This window comes from Chryseobacterium sp. SIMBA_038 (genome assembly GCF_046535115.1).
Taxonomy (GTDB): Bacteria; Bacteroidota; Bacteroidia; order Flavobacteriales; family Weeksellaceae; genus Chryseobacterium.
In genome coordinates this window covers 1-18,094 of the sequence record NZ_JAWRXH010000007.1, presented here as the reverse complement: position 1 = coordinate 18,094, position 18,094 = coordinate 1, and the positions used below count along the sequence as shown (strand labels likewise).

Here is an 18,094-nt window from a genome sequence, read left to right as displayed (position 1 = left end):
AGTATTAGAGATTAGTTTAAAACTAATTTCTAATTTCTAACTTCTAACTTCTAATTAATGAAAAACATAGTTATACTTGTTTCAGGTTCAGGATCCAATCTCCAGAGAATCATTGATACCATTGATAGTGGAGAAATCCAGAATGCAAAAGTATCTTTGGTTGTTGCCGACAGAGAATGTTACGGATTGGAAAGAGCCCAAAATCATAACATAGAAAACGTTCTGATTCCGAGAGGAAAAAACTTCAGTAGCGAATTAAGCAAAATCATTCCAGAAAATACAGATTTAATCGTATTGGCAGGATTTTTATCAATCCTAAAACCTGAGTTTTGTGAAAACTGGAGCGGAAAAATAATCAATATCCATCCTGCTTTGCTTCCGAAATTCGGAGGAAAAGGAATGTGGGGACATCATGTTCACCATGCGGTTATTGAAGCTAAAGAAAAAGAAAGTGGAGCAACGGTACATTTTGTAACTCCCGGAATTGATGAAGGAGAAGCCATTCTTCAGAAATCATTCGCAGTAACAGAAGATGATACTCCCGAAACGGTTGCAGAAAAAGTTCATTTAGTTGAATATGAGATTTTCCCAATAGCGATCAATAAAGTATTAGGAAACTAATTAAACTTTTGCTGAGTGAAACGCCTTTGCGAACTTAAAAATATTCAACATTAAAAGAAAACTTAGCGCTCTTTGCGTTAAAAAAATAACATCAGTTTGTCATTCCGTAGGAATCTAAACATAGTTGAGATGCTTCCAGCATGACAAACAGAATAAAAAAACACATTTAGATTTTAAATATTTCGAAAAAAAGCAAAAAAATCTAAGTAAAATAAAGTAAAATCGGAGGTGAAAGACCCGATTTACAGTTTGAAATAGCTGTGAAAAGTAAAAAATTGAAAGTAAAATGAGTAAAAAGAGAGTTTTAATCAGTGTTTCTGACAAAGGCGGATTGATAGAATTTGCACAGTTTTTGGAAGCCCAGAATTACGAATTGATTTCTACAGGAGGGACATTCAAACATTTGAAAGATGCTGGTTTAAATCCAATTCAGATTGACGAGGTTACTAATTTCCCTGAAATGTTGGATGGTAGAGTAAAAACTTTACACCCGAAAGTTCACGGAGGTTTGTTGGCTGTTCGTTCAAATGAAGAACACATGCAGACGGTTCAGGAACATGGAATTGATTTGATCGACATGGTGATTGTAAACCTTTATCCTTTCTTTGAAAATGTTAATAAAGACATTTCATTACACGAAAAGGTAGAGTTTATCGATATCGGAGGTCCGTCAATGCTTCGTTCAGCAGCTAAGAATTTTGATTCTGTAACAGTAATTACTGATGTTGAAGATTATGCAGCAGTAAAAATTGAAATGGAACAAAACGGTGACACATACATCGAAACACGTAAAAGGCTAGCAGGTAAAGTATTCAATCTTACTTCTGCTTATGACGCGGCTATTTCAAGAATGCTTTTAGAAGAAGATTATCCTACGTATCTAAGTGCATCTTACAAAAAAGTTTCTGACCTGAGATATGGTGAAAACCCTCATCAGACGGCTGCTTACTACGTTTCTACTTTCGAGAACGGAGCAATGAAAGATTTCGAACAATTGGGAGGTAAAGAATTATCTTTCAATAACCTTCGTGATATGGATCTTTGCTGGAAAGTGGTAAACGAATTCAAAGAAGAAATGGCTTGTTGTGCAGTGAAGCATTCTACACCTTGTGGAGTTGCAATCGGAACTTCAGCATTGGAAACATACCAAAAAACTTTTGAGTGTGACCCAATTTCTATCTTTGGCGGAATTGTTGCTACCAACTACAAGGTTGACGCTGCAACAGCAGAAGAATTAAACAAAACTTTCTTAGAAATCGTAATGGCTCCTAGTTTTGACGAAGATGCTTTGGAAATTTTAAGAAAGAAGAAAAATTTAAGAATTATAAAAATCGTTAATCCTGTTTCTGACAAGCAGACTTGGGTGAAGGTTGATGGCGGAATATTAGTTCAGGACAACGACAGTATCTTCTCTGATGATATTAAAGTGGTTACTGAAACTCAGCCGACAGAAGAACAGAAGAAAGCTTTGCTTTTCTCTCAGAGAGTAGTGAAATACGTTAAATCAAACGCAATTGTTGTTTCTAACGGAATCCAGGCTTTCGGAATCGGTGGCGGACAGGTGAACAGAATCTGGGCGACTCAACAGGCTATTGAAAGAGCAAAAGGAAAATTCACAGGAGATCTAGTTTTAGCTTCTGATGCGTTTTTCCCTTTCCGTGACGTAGTTGATTTCTGCGCTCAGGAGGGTATCACAGCTATTATTCAGCCGGGAGGAAGTGTAAAAGACCAAGACAGCATCGAAGCAGCAAATGAGCATGGCATTCCGATGATGTTTACTGGTGTTAGACATTTTTTCCACTAAAGATTAAGAGATTCAGAAATTTAGCGATTAAGAGACTACACATGTGATTTCTTAATTCCTTAATCTCTCAATTTTTTAATTTTAAATTATATATTTGTAATATTATAGACTAGCTAATTAAATAAAGTATGAGAATATTAATCATAGGTGAAGGTGGAAGAGAGTCTGCTTTGGCAGCTAAACTTCAAAATGACTCGAGAGTTTCTAAAATGTTTTTTGCAAACGGAAACGCTACTACCGATGTAATAGGGAAAAATGTTCATTTATCAGAGATTAAAGAACTTAGAGATTTTGCCATTAAAGAAAAAGTAGATCTTACGATCGTAGGTCCGGAAGCTCCGCTTGTAGCAGGGTTGAAGGATGAGTTTAAAAAACATGATCTTAAAGTTTTTGGTCCGAATCAAAAAGTAGCAAGTCTTGAAGGAAGTAAGGCTTTCTCTAAAAAATTCATGCAGACCTATGATATCAAGACAGCAAAAGCTGTGGTATTTGATTCATATAACGAGGCTAAAGAATATGTACAAACTCAGGAATATCCTTTAGTAATCAAGGCTAGTGGTTTAGCAGGCGGAAAAGGTGTTGTTATTTGCGACACATTGGAAGAAGCTGAAGCTACGATCCACGATTTCATGATCAGAAGAATCTATGGAGACGCGGGTATCCGTTTGGTTATTGAAGAATTTTTAGAAGGTTTTGAAGCTTCTATTATTGCATTCTCAAACGGTGAGAAACTATTCCCTTGTATTGCTGCAAAAGATTATAAAAAAGCTGGAAACGGTGATACAGGCCCAAACACAGGAGGTATGGGATCTGTGGCGCCAAGCCCGGAATTTACAGCAGAACATGCTGCAGATTTCGAACAAAATATTTTAGAACCTACTGTAAAAGGTCTTAAAGCTGAAGGTTTCAGTTTCAAAGGAATCATCTTCTTCGGATTGATGGTAACTAAGAAAGGAACTTACTTGCTTGAGTACAACATGAGATTCGGTGATCCTGAAACTCAGGTATTGATGGCTTTAATGGAAAACAATCTATTAGACGTTATCAACGACTGTATGGAAGGAAAAGACATCGAGCTTAAGTTTAAAGACGAAAAAGCTGTTTGTCTTGTAATGTGTTCTGGAGGTTATCCTAGAAACATTGAAACAGGTTTCGAGATCGTAGGTGAAGATAAAGTAAAACACAGCCAGCTGTTATACGCAGGAGCTATCAAGAAAGGCGACAAAGTCGTTTCCAATGGTGGTAGAGTGCTAAACATTGTGGCTACAGGAGCAACTTATGATGATGCCCGCAAGAAAGTATACGAAGATGCAGGACATGTACACTTCGATTACAGTTTCTACAGAGAAGACATCGGGAAGTTTTAATAAAAATCACGAAAAAAGATTTGGAGAAATCCAGGTCTTTTTTTGTAAAACGTTTAAAATTAGCAGTAAGCTTTAAGCTATAGGCAGTAAGCTTTACTACAAATAAAAAAGCCTACTGCATATTGCCTATAGCCTAAAGCATTAATAATTAATTATAAAAATGAATAACGGTATTATCATATTAGATTTCGGATCTCAGTACAACCAACTTATCGGAAGAAGAATCCGTGAGATGGGTGTATATTCTGAAATTTTACCTTTCAATACGCCATTAGAAACTATTTTAGAAAAGCAGCCGAGAGGAATTATCCTTTCAGGTGGTCCGAGTTCTGTGAATGCAGAAAATGCTCATTTAGTTGAAAAAGAATTATATGAGCAGGGAATTCCTGTATTGGGAATTTGCTACGGAATGCAATTAACAGCACACCTTTTAGGCGGAAAAGTAAATAAAGGCGAAAAAGGAGAGTACGGAAAAGCTCATTTAGATATCATTAAAGAAAGTTCTTTATTAAAAGGCGTTACCCAAAACTCTGTAGTTTGGATGAGCCACTTTGATGAGGTTGGAGAATTGCCGACAGGTTTTGAATTAAACGCAAAATCTGGGGTTATTGCTTCTATTTCTAATGAAGATAAGAAAATCTATTGCGTACAGTTCCACCCTGAGGTTTCTCACACTGAGGAAGGAGGTAAAATGTTAGAGAATTTCGTTTTCTCAATCTGTGATGCAGAGAAAAACTGGAAACTGACCAACTACATCGAAAAAACAGTTGCAGAAATCAAAGAAAAAGTAGGAGACAACAAAGTAATCCTTGGACTTTCTGGAGGAGTGGATTCTTCTGTAGCAGCGGTTTTAATTCACAAAGCAATCGGTGATCAATTGCAGTGTATCTTTGTTGATACAGGTTTATTGAGAAAGAATGAAGACGTAAAAGTAATGGAAAATTACGGTGAGCATTTTAATATGAATATTAAATTGGTTGACGCTTCAGAAAGATTCTTATCTAAATTAGCCGGAGTTGAAGATCCTGAACAAAAAAGAAAAATCATCGGAAACGAATTTATTCATGTTTTTGATGAAGAATCTCATAAAATCGAAGGTGCTAAATTCTTGGCACAAGGAACGATTTATCCTGACGTTATCGAAAGTCAGTCAGTAAACGGACCTTCAGCGGTAATCAAGTCTCACCACAATGTTGGCGGACTCCCGGAAGAAATGGAATTTGAGCTGTTAGAGCCTTTAAGAGAGCTTTTCAAGGATGAAGTAAGAAAGGTTGGGGAAGAATTAGGTATTCCTCATCATTTGGTACACAGACACCCTTTCCCTGGTCCAGGTTTAGGAATCAGAATTTTAGGAGCTGTAGACGCAGAAAAAGTGAAAATTCTTCAGGAAGCTGACGATATTTTCATCGAAGAATTATATAAAAATGACCTTTACGAGAAAGTTTCTCAGGCATTCGTAGTTTTACTTCCTGTAAAATCTGTTGGAGTAATGGGTGACGAAAGAACATACGAATATACTGCGGTTGTTCGTTCTGCCAACACCATCGACTTTATGACAGCAACGTGGAGCAGACTTCCTTACGAGTTTTTAGATACTGTTTCAAGCAGAATCATCAACGAAGTAAGAGGAATCAACAGAGTAGCTTACGATATTTCAAGCAAACCACCTGCAACTATTGAGTGGGAATAATCTTGATTTAATTTAAAATATAAATCCTGTTCTTATGAGCAGGATTTTTTTGTTACCAGTCTTGTCTTAATACTATTCCAATCCATAAAAAATAAATTAGGATCAATAAAATAAGACTGTTTATTATATAAAATATTGCTTTTTTGTTATGCTGATGAATTATATAAAAGTTGAGAATTAAAATAAATAACATTAAAGGAGTGAATTCTAAAAAGAAATCTGACTGAAAATAAAAAGATAAGATTACATAGATCAATGAGATAATTAGAACTATAACTGTTAGATTTTTCATTATTAATTTTCAATTGTTTTTCCGTAAATATTTAAGCAATCAACTAATTCTAGTATAGATTCATCAGTATTAGAAAAAGTATCATCAACATAGACATCATAGTTACCTTGATTTTTATATCGGTAAGTTTTAGCAGCATCAGTTTTTACTGTTAATGAATATGTTTTTTTAATTTCAATATTGGTTTTGTAAGAATTAGTGCAAAGCTTTGGTTTAGAGAAATACGCATTAAGTGTATCATTTTTAATGAAATATAGATAGTAATTTGCTGTTGAATCTATACTGTCAATTTTTGCATTAAGCGTTATTGTTTCAGATTTAAAATGAATATTTTTGATTTTGTAAGGGGTACAGGCAATGATCAATGATATAAATAACAAAGCCAATAAGTTTTTGAGATACATAGGCAGTTATTAATAATTATTAGGACTTGGATTAATATATTTAAGCAATGTAAATCTTGGATTTATCTTATTTGCTGTTATATTGCTACAGCTAACAAAATATTGAGATTTCATCCCTGTTTTCCAAACTAAAATATTATTTTCAGTATAAGATTCTTCGGAAGAATCTGGTTGAAAACAATTTGCATATCTGACTTCTCTGTTTAGAACTAAAGTATAATTTTTGTGAAGTTTAATTTTTTTGTAATTGGGACTTTTAAAATCTTTATCATTAAAACTTGTAAAAACAGCTTCAATAGTGTCACTTTTAAAATGATAAACGAAAATATTATTGGCACTATCAATTCTAAAGAATTTACCTTTTAATATCACCGTATGATCACTTAAAACATATCTTTCACTATTTCTGGAGATACAGTTTAAAAGAAATAGAAGAGGGAGAATGGTTATTAGTTTTTTCATCATTTTTTTCCTTTTTAGTTTACAAAAGCATAGGCTCAAAAGCATGATAATACTCATTCTCCTTCCAAGGAAATTTTGCCGCTATTTCATCATTATCAAGAAAATCTCTCACTGAAAACTCATCATCCTGAAAGAAAATTTCGTCAACACGATCGTTTTCGTTATATGTAAATTTAATTGAGGGAATTGTTTCATTTTCAAATTCATAGTCAAAAACGGAGGGATCACCATAAAAGTTTTTAAACTTATCCGTTTTGGTTCCCGTTAATAAATCTATTGAACAACCTGCTAATTTTCTATTTCTATTATCAAATACAGAAATAGCTTTACCATGCAAACTGCCGTTACGATACAAAATAGAATCCCATTGAGTTTCTCCCTTATCGTTAGTTTCTTTATTATAATGAAACGTCCAAGGTTTACCGAACGATCCGATATCTATATGATTGGTAATTACTTCCGGTAAATTATCTTCCGGAGAGAGATAAACTTCGCCTCCTAATTGTTCAACTTCCTTTGTTCTGTAATTTTTTGAAAAACGCTCTATTTTTTTAAGTTCATTGGTTTTACTGTCATAGCTCAGACGGTTAAATTCTGAAAATTGATCAAGCTGTTTTTGTGAAATTTCAGTGTTATTTTCATCGGTGTATTTTATATAAGTATCCAAATCCATTATAGTTTCTAGGTAATTTTCCTTAAATTTAGGTAAAATTACATGATATGCAAATAGACACACGTACACTGACAGTTCAGGATTACGATGAATTGGTAGTGACAATGAAGCGTGCTTATCCTCAAATGTCTGAATCTATATGGTCAAAAAGAAGTATAGAAAAACTGACTAAAATTTTCCCCCAAGGTCAAATTTGTATCACAGTAGATGGTAAATTGGCGGCGGTTGCACTTTCCATTATCGTGAATTATAATGAATTTGGGGATGATCATACCTATGTTGATATCACAGGAAATTATACTTTTAATACCCACTTATCAACAGGAGATGTTTTGTATGGAATAGAAGTTTTCGTTGATCCCGAATATCGCGAATTACGTCTGGGAAGAAGACTTTACGATGCCAGAAAAGAGCTTTGTGAACTGCTCAATCTTAAATCCATTGTTTTGGGTGGAAGGATCCCGAATTACCATAAACACAGTCACGAACTTTCAGCCAGAGATTATATCCGAAAAGTAAGAGATAAAGAGATTTATGATCCCGTTTTGTCTTTCCAGTTGTCGAATAATTTTCTGCCAATCAAGGTTTTAAAAAAATATCTTCCGGAAGACGAATCTTCAAAAGAAAATGCCGTTTTGCTCCAATGGAATAATGTCTATTACAGCAAAAAACCAAATACGATGCAGGATAGCATCATTCGTTTAGGTTTGGTGCAGTGGCAGATGAGGCATTTTAAAGATATTAATGCTTTTTACGAACAGGTTGAGTTTTTCGTAAACGTGATGGGAGACTACAAATCGGATTTTGTGCTTTTCCCTGAACTTTTCAATACGCCTTTATTAGCGCCATTTAATAAACTTTCGGAAAGGGACAGTATGATCGAATTGGCTAAACTGACGGAACAAATCAAGGCTAAAATTTCAGAATTGGCGATTAGTTACAACGTTAATATCATTTCCGGAAGTATGCCTGTTTTTGAAAATAATGATTTGTATAATGTGAGTTATCTTCTTCATCGTGATGGTAGAGTAGACGAATACCGTAAAATTCACATCACGCCAAACGAAAGAAAATATTATGGAATGAAAGGCGGAAGCGAAATAAAAGTTTTCGATACTGACTGTGGAAAAATTGGTCTTGTAATCTGTTATGATGTCGAGTTTCCAGAGCTTCCAAGAATATTGGCAGATCAGGGAATGAAAATCCTATTCGTTCCTTATCTTACCGACACGCAAAATGCGTACATAAGAGTTCGTCATTGTGCAGCAGCCAGAGCCATCGAAAATGAATGCTATGTTGCCATCGCGGGCTGTGTAGGAAATTTACCGGGAGTTAATAATATGGATATCCAGTTTGGTCAGGCAGCCGTGTTTACGCCATCGGATTTTCCTTTTCCATCAAATGCTATAAAAGGCGAGGCTACTCCTAATACGGAAATGACTTTAATTGTTGATGTTGATTTAAATTTATTGAAAGATCTTCATTACAACGGTTCTGTTCAGATTTTGAAAGACAGAAGAAATGATCTTTATGAAACTTATCTTAAATAAATTATTTTAGGCTAAAAATATACTAATCCTGCTTTTAATAAGTGGGATTTTTTATGATTAAAATTTAAAACTTTCTCAATATTAATACAAAAAAAATAAGCTCCCATTTCTGAGAGCTTATTCTATTTTAAAGATAATTTAGTATTATTCTTTGATGAATTTCTTTTGGGCAGTACCCTTAGCATCATCGATATCTATTACATAAACTCCGTTGATCAAATTACTTACATTGATCTTGTTGTTTAAGATAATTCCCGCTGATACTACTTGTCCTGCTGCATTGTAGATCTTGTAATTAGATCTTGAACTTGTATTTTTTACATTCAATACAGTTTTTACCGGGTTAGGATAAATCATGATATCCGTCTGGTTTGTTGCATTAGGAACTCCTGGTTTTGAAATTCTCACTGTGTAATCTTCAACTTCTCCGTTTGCAAAACTTGTACAGTTTACAGGGATACCGTCTCTCTGCATTGCTACTCTCATCACTACATATTTGTAATCAGTTAAGCTAACAAATGCATCCGTTGGTACATTGAACGTTCCTTTAACAGGAGTCGTTGTACTTGGAGCTGAAGCAAGGATTCTTTCGTTAATGTCGAAAGTTCCGTTTCTGTCAAAATCGATCCAAACAGCAATACCTTCATTGTTGTTAGTACCTAACCAAGTTTTTTCAATAGCAATTTCGTTACCTGTAGAACCTTGAATTAATTCAATGAATTTAGCAGGAACAGCTGTATAATCTGTATAAGTAGATCCTACTGAAATGTTTTCCATTGTTGGCTTACCGTTTGGCTTCACAGTTACTTTTGAAATAAATTCATTAGCTGCACTTGTAGAAGACATTGGACAGTAAGTTACTGTTGGCGTTGTAAACAAATATGGAGGAGTGAAAGTTCCTGGAGTTCCACTACAGATATTTGCAACCTGCATTTCATATTTAGTTAATTCTAATAATCCTGTTAATGTAAGAGTATTCGTTGAAACTGGTACGTTTGTCCAGCTCGGAATACCTACTTTTCTATATCTTAAGATATAAGTCGCTCCCGGGAACGGATCCCAAACCACAACTGCTGTAGTAGGAGTAAGGTTCGTAATCGTTAATCCTGGAGGAGCAATGTCACATGTTCTCTCAGTCGTAAATACTTTCGGGTTAGACCAAGGGTTAAGTGTAGTAGTTCCATCACATTTGTTTGCGATCTGTACTTCATAAGAAGTATAAACAGCTAAATTCTGAAGTGTATATGTGTTTGCAGGAGCTAATGGTAAAGGTATTTCAGCATTTGGCCATCCTGTAGTACCTACTTTTCTCCATCTTAATGTATATGATGAACTAGCAGCAAGCGGAGCCCAAGTAATCAATGCAGATGTTGTTGTAATGTTACTTATTGTAACATTTGGTGGAGTAGGATCACATTTAGTTGTAAACTGATTATGTGAAAATACACCAGGTGTACCATTACAAACAGCTGCTACTTCTACTTCATATAATGTTGCAGATAATAATCCGGTTAAGTTATAAGTATTAGTTGCTGTAGTTACGGCAGCTACACTCGCTGTAGACCAAGGCGCTGTAGAACCAACAGGTCTGTATCTGATGCTATAACTTGCACCACCGATATCCTGAGGCCAAGTAATCGTTGCAGAATTATAAGTAATAGAAGCAGGCGTTACTGTTACCACAGGTGTCGTATTACTACAGATACGAATTACAATGTTGTCAACTGCAACAGGAGGTTGAGTACCTCCACTGCCATCATTTCTCCATTCGTATACAAGACGCATAGTAGTACCTGCAAAAGAACTGATATTTAAGTTTGTATTAGAATATGACTGCCAAGTTGCTTGTTGATTATAGTTAGTTCCTAACTGAATTCTTCCAGTTCCGGCAGCAATCTGAGTTCCGGCAACCGGCATAAAAGATGCAGGTACCAACCAAACTCTTAAATAATCGAAAGTACTTTCTCCAACCGCTTTCCAGTCGAATGAGAATGTTGCAATCGTTGTTCCGGCAGGAACTGTAATATCTCTGTAAGCATGTACTGTACTTATAGCACCTGCAATTGTATAAGCATTGGTTACACCGCTATCATTTGATATATAGATAGATTTTCCAGTGTTTCCGGTAGCAGTTCCATATGCCCATTTGTTAGTTTGACCTGCACTTGTAAATCCTAAATCATTAGTAGCTGTGAAATCCTGAAGATAAGGAATCGTTGCAGGGATCTGAGTTGTTGTGAAACTTGGACCAGCAACCCAAAGACTACGGTCTGTAGGGCTACAAACTGAACGTACCCACCAGTAATAAGTAGTATTTGGTGTTAACAGAGTTAAGTTTGTTGTTGTAGCAGCAGATGCTCCTGTAGGTGCTGTAGCAGCAACTGGAGGAACACTTGATGTGCTTAAATAATATTGATATCCACTTGCAGGAACCTGAGTAGGAGCCGTCCAGCTAATTGTAGCATTTGTTGCTCCAACAGTTGGTACCGTCATTGCTGTAGGTACAAAACAAGTAGGAATAAACAAGTTGATGTTATCAATCGCAGCAGGAGGAGTAGTTCCACCGCCACCGTCGTTTCTCCATTCAAATACCAAACGCATTGTTGCACCTGCAAAGCTGGTTAACGTTACGTTTGTATTAAGGTAATTCTGCCAAGCAGTCTGATTACTAAATTCACCACCAATCTGGATTCTTCCAGCTCCGGCAGTAATCTGAGTTCCAGCAGTAGGCATAAAACTTGAAGGTACCATCCAAACTCTTAGGTAGTCCCATCCTGTTTCACCTAATGATTTCCAGTCAAATGCCAAAGTAGCAATCGTTGTACCTGCAGGGATCGTAATATCTCTGTAAGCATGAACTGTACTTATTGCACCTGAAATTGTATAATTATTGGTAACTCCGTTATCATTAGAGATATAAACTGAATTTGCAGCATTACCTGTTGCAGATCCATAAGCCCATTTATTGGTTTGTCCAGCACTTGTAAATCCTAAATCATTACTTGTATTAAAAGTTTGAGTATATGGAAGAGTTGCAGGTATCTGTCCTGTTGTAAAACTAGGACCGGCAACCCAAATACTGTTATCAGTAGAACTACAAACAGAACGTACCCACCAGTAATACGTTGTATTCGGTGTTAATGGAGTTAAGTTTGTCGTTGTTGTAGCAGAAGTTCCTGTAGGTGCTGTTGCAGCAACAGGTGGAGTGCTTGATGTGCTTAAATAATAAGCGTATCCATTTCCGGGAGCCGGAGTTGGAGCTGTCCAAGTGATTGTAGCATTCGTTGCTGTTACCGTAGGCACAGCCATTCCTGTAGGCACAAAACAAGTTGGAATAAATAAGTTGATATTGTCAACAGCAGCCGGAGGAGTAGTACCACCGCCACCATCATTTCTCCACTCAAATACCAAACGCATTGTTGTACCTGCAAAGCTGGTTAACGTTAGGTTTGTATTAAGATAATTCTGCCAAGCAGTTTGGTTACTAAATTCACCACCAACCTGAATTCTTCCAGCTCCGGCAGTAATCTGAGTTCCGGCAGTAGGCATAAAACTTGAAGGAACCATCCAAACTCTTAGGTAGTCCCATCCTGTTTCACCTAAAGATTTCCAGTCAAATGCCAAAGTAGCAATAGTTGTACCTGCAGGAACTGTAATATCTCTGTAAGCGTGTGCTACACTTGCAGCACCTGAAATAGTATAATCATTGGCAACTCCATTATTTGAAACATAAATAGAGTTGCCTGCATTACCTGTAGCTGAACCATAAACCCATTTATTAACTTGTCCAATACTTGTAAATCCTAGATCATTATTTGTATTGAAGTTTTGAGTATATGGGATTGTAGTTGGGATCTGTCCTGTTGTAAAACTTGTACCAGCAACCCAAATACTATTGTCAGTACCGCTACATACAGAACGTACCCACCAGTAATAAGTAGTATTAGGTGTTAAAGGGTTTAAGTTTGCAGTTGTTGTAGCAACACCTCCTGTAGGAAGCGTAGCTGCGGTAGGTGGAGTGCTTGATGTACTTAAATAATAAGCATATCCATTTGCGGGAACCGGAGTTGGAGCTGTCCATGAAATTGTAGCTGTCGTAGCAGTAATTGCAGATGGTGCTGTTGGTGTCGGCACGAAACAAGTTGGAATAAACAAGTTGATATTGTCAATCGCAGCAGGAGGGTTTGTACCGCCACCGCCGTCATTTCTCCACTCAAATAACAGACGCATTGTGCCTCCGGCAAAACTACTGATATTTAAGTTCGTATTAAGATAATTCTGCCAAGCAGCTTGATTGCTGAACTCAGCACCAATCTGGATTCTTCCGGATCCGGCAGTTGTTAAAGTACCTGGTGTAGGAGTGTAGGTAGTTGGTACCATCCAAACCTTTAAATAATCCCAAGTTACTTCACCTAACGCTCTCCAATCAAATGTAATCGTAGCTAGAGTAGATCCTGCAGGAATCGTTATATCTCTATAAGCCTGGACTGTACTTGCTGCACCTGCGATGGTGTAAGCATTGGTAACTCCATTATCATTTGAGATATAAAGTGAATTGGCTGCATTACCTGCTGCGGAACCGTAAGCCCATTTGTTTGGCTGAGTTCCGTTGGTTAAGGTAAGATCATTTGCTGTCGAAAAATTTTGTGTGTAGGGGAGTGTTGCAGGTGCCTGTCCATAGGCCTTCGACAGGAAGCCTACATTAATCAGACACAGAAGAAGTACTAAAAGAGTAGAAAGTTTCTTCATAAGTTATTGTTATTAATATTAATTATGCAAATCTAAATGGTTTTTTACGAATAATAGTATATAAGACAATGTTTTTTATAAAAATTGTATAAAGAATCCATAAAGATTTTAAGGATGAAAGTTGTTAAATAGTTGAATATTGAAAGATAAACGCTCTATATTTTGTTTTAGTATTTAATTTAAAGTTAAAGTATCATAAAATAGGTGTTTATTTTATCTTTATTGAATGTATTTGTTGATAATTTTAATAAGATTAAGTCCAGAAATATATCTTCAAAATTGAAATTAATATCACCATATTTTTACTAAAACATATCGTTCTTCTGCCAAATCTTTTGAGGTTGGTTCTTATACTTAGATTTTTTCTTTCAATTCCGTTTGTTGCGTACTTTTTAGTTACATGAATTTCCTTTGGAATTAAATATTTGTAATTGATAAGTTTATCTGTATAAATTTTAGTGGCTTTTATGTTAATTAATGTTCTCAATCATTTAAATATGTTTTTTTCGACAAAAATAAACTAGTGTAGATAATTTATACTCTAGTTTTTAAATTTATTGTTTTGAATTTTAATGAGTTAGTGTTTGAAAATGTTCTCATCACTAATTTTGGAACATTACCCATTATTACTTGTATGCATCAAAGGAAAAATTATTACTTTTTATAATACCATTAAACAATTTATATTTTTTCAATTTTATCTTTTGCTCTTTTGTTAAATCTAAATAAATATTTTTTTCAATACATATATCCAATGAAAGCGAGTAATTATTAAACCCTAGAATATAGTAATCATAAGTCGTCGATATTTCAGAGCGCAAAATTTCATTGACATCTAATTCTATATTATAACTAACATTCTCTTTTGGTTTAAGCATCAGTATATTATTTATCAAATAGAAATTTTTCTGTGCACACAATAGATTATCAATGTCATTTTTATACATCCAATTGAAAAGTTTCTTTTCTTTATCTTTTTTATTAAGTTCTACTTTTCTCATATAACTATCATGTTGATCATCGACTATATCTAGCATTCTGCTTGAGGCCTCTAAAAATTCATTTTTAGAAGTTTCTTTAATCATTATACTTGGAGAGAAATACCTATAAGAAGAATTAATATTATTTTGATCCTCACAATATTCGGATGAATAATATGCTTTAAAACCACTTTTATCAAGTGGTAAAGCATAAAAATCATTTGTCTCATTAAGTATTGTTAATTTTAATAAATACTTTCCAAAATTTATTTTTTTTTGAACAGAAAAATATAATTTAATTTGTGAATTATACAATGTACTAAAAGATAATATTAATAATAACAGTAATTTTTTCATTTTTAAATTCTACTGTAAATTTATTTTATTACTTTCAATTTTCCCTGTAAAAAATTTATAGTTTTTAAGTTTTCTCTTTTGTTTTTCAGTAATAAATGCGTAAATATTTTTATGGATATTAATAGACAAAAATGATGTATTTTTCTTTTTTTTATCAAGCATATACATTCCTTGTAATTGTCCATTATATTCATTTATTATATTCCATAAATTAAACGGAATTGAAAACTCAATTTTTTCCTTCGTCTTCAATAAAAGCAAATTATTCATTACATAATAATTTATTTTTGCTTTACTTAAGTCATTTATATTATTTTTTATTTTCCAACTGTTTATTTTTAAATTAATTTCTTTTTTGATAGAATCTGTTTTTCTTTTTAAATTATCAAATTTTGATGCATCAAAATTTGGTGAGCTTAAATGAGTTTCTATATTTTTTTTATCAACATTATCAAATATATTTAGAGTTAATCCGAAAAAAGGATAATTATCAAGCCAATCAGTTTCTGAAATATTATAGTTATCACTATAATAAGGCTGAAGAGATTTTTGATCTAAAGGAATTGCGATATCTTCTTTTCCTTCATTATATATTGAAATATTTGCATTTTCCATTTTTGAATCTAATTTCCAATCAATTTTTATTTGAGATAAAAATTGATTTGGTATAATAAAAATTATAAAAAATAGAAAATATGTTTTTGAAATTTTATTAATCATTCCCATTTTAACATATTACTTATCAAACTACCAGAGAAAAGTTTATATTTTTTTAATTTTCTTTTTTGAGAAGGAGTTAAATATCTATCAATATCCTTATAACTACACAGACTTAAATAAAATTTATAATTATTTGTTTTATCAAGAATATAATTATAAAAAATTAATTCTTGATCCGTTATATTATTCAAATCGAATTTAATATTAAATGATTTTTTTTCATAAGGCTTAAGATAGATCAAATTATTATTTAAATTATAATTAATTAGTGCAAGACCATAATCTTGTATATTATTGTTATCGCCCCAAATCTTTATTTTTTTTTGATAGATAGCTCTTTTTGTTTCAATATCTTTTTTGACAGAGTCTACATTATCAAAATGTTTATAACCCAAAACATAATTTTCCCTTTTGTTATTTGTAGTTATGAAATTTACCATAAGACTAAAACTAGGAAATTCAGGTTCATAATCAGAGAAGGAACCACAATCTCCTTCGTAAGGCCGTAAATGATATATATCTATTGGAAGAACATAATATTCCTTTGAGTTATTACTAATGGTTACATTAGCAATTGAATTTATTAATCTAACTTCTAATTTTAGCTGACCAGATGCAGAATAGAAGAAAAAAAATATAATTAAAATACAATATTTTGTGTACATATTATTTTGATTTGTTTTTTTGAATATTATACATAATTCTCCACTCATACATCAAACGACCTATGTTTGAATTAACACGATCTATTACGGACTGTTCATGTCCTACTCCCTGTGGACCATAATAGAGTGACGTCGCTTCAAATGCAGTATTATTTCCATATCTCGTAGCCCCCATCGACATCTCCCATTGGACTCCCATAACTTCCTGAAAAAAATTGAAATTTCTTGTACTTGTTTCAGAAATTCTTGTTATTTCACTAAATTTACTTTTAAAAAAACGATTCGCAAATACATGCCCATACATTTCGTGTCCAAGAGTGAAAGCATAAGATAAAATATTACCTATATTATTAATATTTATCTCTACAATTTGTCCATGAGTAACTGCAGGACTATTGATATTGAGGTTTTCTATAAAACTTGCTTCTGTTATTTTAAATAATTCAACTAAAGCAGGTACATTTTGTAAAAGAATATCTTTATCTATATATTTGGCTTTATCTTTTGCAGGATCTTTAAATCCAGCCTTTTTCAATTGCTCTACTAAAGAAAACATTTCTCCAATAGCTCCATCTTTAGTTAATATTTCTTGTAATAAACCAAAAGCAGCAGCATTATTAAAATTTATTATATCTCCACCTCCTCCTTCATCAGCATCACGTCCTACAAAATTATTCAGCAATTTTTTTCCTACTATTTCCATTGTTTGTCCGGAAGTATTGATAATATGTCCATCTTGATCAAACTATCTTCCATCAACATCTGATAAAGAAACAGGATTATTAGCTACATATGCATACGTACTTGTAGAAAGATATTTTTTAGCAAGTTGACCATGTGAATTTCATTATTAAAAATAGAGCATTGATTTCCCAATACTCTATTTTTTTGATCTATTTATTTTCTAAAACAGATATTGAACTTGGTACTTTTAATCCTTTATCAATATACATCTCATTTATAATACTTTTAGCATTTTCGTTATTAACTTCATATGCTTTTAAAAGGTAATATAATGTTAATTTGCTTTCAAGAGGAAATTTACTGTCATAATTATATTTAGCTAATATATCTGATGTATTCATAAAAGCCTGTCCATAGTTATGTAACTCACCCATCTTGATAGAATAGTAAAGAAAATCTTTTTTATGGCCATTTGTTACAAATTCCTTATAAAGTCTTTGATATTCTGTTGTATCATTATTTTTTAAAACAACGTTTAAAACATTTTTTAAAGAATCAGTAATAAAAGTTGATTCTTTAGCAGAAATAATTGATTTAGTTTCTTTTATTTTATCATTTTTCACTTGTTTATTACAAGAAAATATGATAATCGAAGAAATGCTAAAAAGCACTACGATATTAAATTTCATAAAATGTATTTTAAAAGTTTTTAAATAATCCTTTGTAAATAATAGCTCCATTTTTATAGATAACTATCTTACCATTTCCATCACCCGTGTGTAAGTGCTCACTTATTCTACTCATCCCTTTTTGGCCATAGTCAACATAGCCGTCAAACCCAACAACAGTTAGATTAGGGTGTTGAATTGAAACTTTTTTAGCAAATGAACTGAATCTGCCTGTTGGCTCTTCTTCATAAGCAGATTCACATGAATATATTATTAACATTGGATTTTTGTAATTATCTACTTTTTTCCAATTTGCATTTTTTTTGCCCATTGTATGTCTTCAAACCAATTTAGACATTTTGGTTTAAATCTTTAAGGAGGATTTTCGGTTTATAAACTTACTAATTT

16 protein-coding genes are annotated in these 18,094 nt (G+C 33.4%); 5 read left to right on the top strand and 11 right to left on the bottom strand.

Features of this window, described 5'->3' with window-relative positions:
* The first annotated feature begins 57 nt into the window (after positions 1–57).
* From purN to guaA, 4 genes are all read left to right on the top strand, one after another.
* Entirely contained in the window at positions 58–621 is a 564-nt protein-coding gene (gene purN, locus SB689_RS17610) for a phosphoribosylglycinamide formyltransferase (RefSeq protein ID WP_410693414.1), read from the top strand.
* 286 nt (positions 622–907) lie between these two features.
* A complete protein-coding gene (gene purH / locus SB689_RS17605; RefSeq protein ID WP_410693413.1) occupies positions 908–2,425 on the top strand; it encodes a bifunctional phosphoribosylaminoimidazolecarboxamide formyltransferase/IMP cyclohydrolase in 1,518 nt (505 codons plus the stop codon).
* A 128-nt stretch (positions 2,426–2,553) separates the two neighbouring features.
* On the top strand, positions 2,554–3,792 hold the full coding sequence (purD, locus tag SB689_RS17600; RefSeq protein WP_123983923.1) for a phosphoribosylamine--glycine ligase: 1,239 nt from the start codon (positions 2,554–2,556) through the stop codon (positions 3,790–3,792).
* Positions 3,793–3,952: 160 nt separating this feature from the next.
* Positions 3,953–5,482 carry a glutamine-hydrolyzing GMP synthase gene (gene guaA, locus SB689_RS17595; RefSeq protein WP_410693412.1) on the top strand — a complete coding sequence of 510 codons (1,530 nt, stop codon included), beginning with the start codon at positions 3,953–3,955 and terminating at the stop codon, positions 5,480–5,482.
* 294 nt (positions 5,483–5,776) lie between these two features.
* Here the strand turns inward: guaA and SB689_RS17590 are convergent, their stop codons facing one another.
* The 3 genes from SB689_RS17590 to SB689_RS17580 are packed head-to-tail and all read right to left on the bottom strand — an operon-like array spanning position 5,777 to position 7,313.
* The gene (locus SB689_RS17590) at positions 5,777–6,178 is read right to left on the bottom strand and encodes a hypothetical protein (RefSeq protein WP_410693411.1); all 402 of its coding nucleotides are present in this window, start codon (positions 6,176–6,178) and stop codon (positions 5,777–5,779) included.
* A 9-nt stretch (positions 6,179–6,187) separates the two neighbouring features.
* A complete protein-coding gene (locus SB689_RS17585) occupies positions 6,188–6,643 on the bottom strand; it encodes a hypothetical protein (protein ID WP_410693410.1) in 456 nt (151 codons plus the stop codon).
* A gap of 16 nt (positions 6,644–6,659) precedes the next feature.
* Positions 6,660–7,313 (bottom strand): hypothetical protein, encoded by a 654-nt coding sequence (locus tag SB689_RS17580; protein WP_410693409.1) that lies wholly within the window; start codon positions 7,311–7,313, stop codon positions 6,660–6,662.
* Between the two features lie 47 nt (positions 7,314–7,360).
* On the opposite strand from SB689_RS17580, the gene SB689_RS17575 reads away from it, so the two are divergent.
* Positions 7,361–8,863: a carbon-nitrogen hydrolase family protein gene (locus SB689_RS17575; protein ID WP_066750315.1), complete on the top strand. Its 1,503-nt coding sequence runs from the start codon at positions 7,361–7,363 to the stop codon at positions 8,861–8,863.
* Between the two features lie 144 nt (positions 8,864–9,007).
* Here the strand turns inward: SB689_RS17575 and SB689_RS17570 are convergent, their stop codons facing one another.
* The 8 genes from SB689_RS17570 to SB689_RS17535 all read right to left on the bottom strand — a co-directional run bounded on the left by SB689_RS17570 (position 9,008) and on the right by SB689_RS17535 (position 18,017).
* The gene (locus tag SB689_RS17570) at positions 9,008–13,612 is read right to left on the bottom strand and encodes a fibronectin type III domain-containing protein (RefSeq protein ID WP_410693407.1); all 4,605 of its coding nucleotides are present in this window, start codon (positions 13,610–13,612) and stop codon (positions 9,008–9,010) included.
* 253 nt (positions 13,613–13,865) lie between these two features.
* A complete protein-coding gene (locus SB689_RS17565; protein WP_410693406.1) occupies positions 13,866–14,099 on the bottom strand; it encodes an IS1 family transposase in 234 nt (77 codons plus the stop codon).
* A gap of 139 nt (positions 14,100–14,238) precedes the next feature.
* Positions 14,239–14,949, bottom strand: a complete 711-nt coding sequence (locus SB689_RS17560; protein ID WP_410693405.1) for a hypothetical protein — start codon at positions 14,947–14,949, stop codon at positions 14,239–14,241.
* A gap of 9 nt (positions 14,950–14,958) precedes the next feature.
* A complete protein-coding gene (locus SB689_RS17555; RefSeq protein WP_410693404.1) occupies positions 14,959–15,669 on the bottom strand; it encodes a hypothetical protein in 711 nt (236 codons plus the stop codon).
* Positions 15,666–16,334 (bottom strand): hypothetical protein, encoded by a 669-nt coding sequence (locus tag SB689_RS17550; RefSeq protein WP_410693403.1) that lies wholly within the window; start codon positions 16,332–16,334, stop codon positions 15,666–15,668. The genes SB689_RS17555 and SB689_RS17550 overlap by 4 nt, the downstream gene beginning before the upstream one ends.
* A 1-nt stretch (position 16,335) precedes the next feature.
* Positions 16,336–17,037, bottom strand: a complete 702-nt coding sequence (locus SB689_RS17545; RefSeq protein WP_410693402.1) for a hypothetical protein — start codon at positions 17,035–17,037, stop codon at positions 16,336–16,338.
* A 190-nt stretch (positions 17,038–17,227) separates the two neighbouring features.
* Positions 17,228–17,707, bottom strand: a complete 480-nt coding sequence (locus SB689_RS17540) for a hypothetical protein (protein WP_410693401.1) — start codon at positions 17,705–17,707, stop codon at positions 17,228–17,230.
* Between the two features lie 10 nt (positions 17,708–17,717).
* Positions 17,718–18,017: a hypothetical protein gene (locus tag SB689_RS17535; RefSeq protein WP_410693400.1), complete on the bottom strand. Its 300-nt coding sequence runs from the start codon at positions 18,015–18,017 to the stop codon at positions 17,718–17,720.
* Between the last annotated feature and the right edge of the window lie 77 nt (positions 18,018–18,094).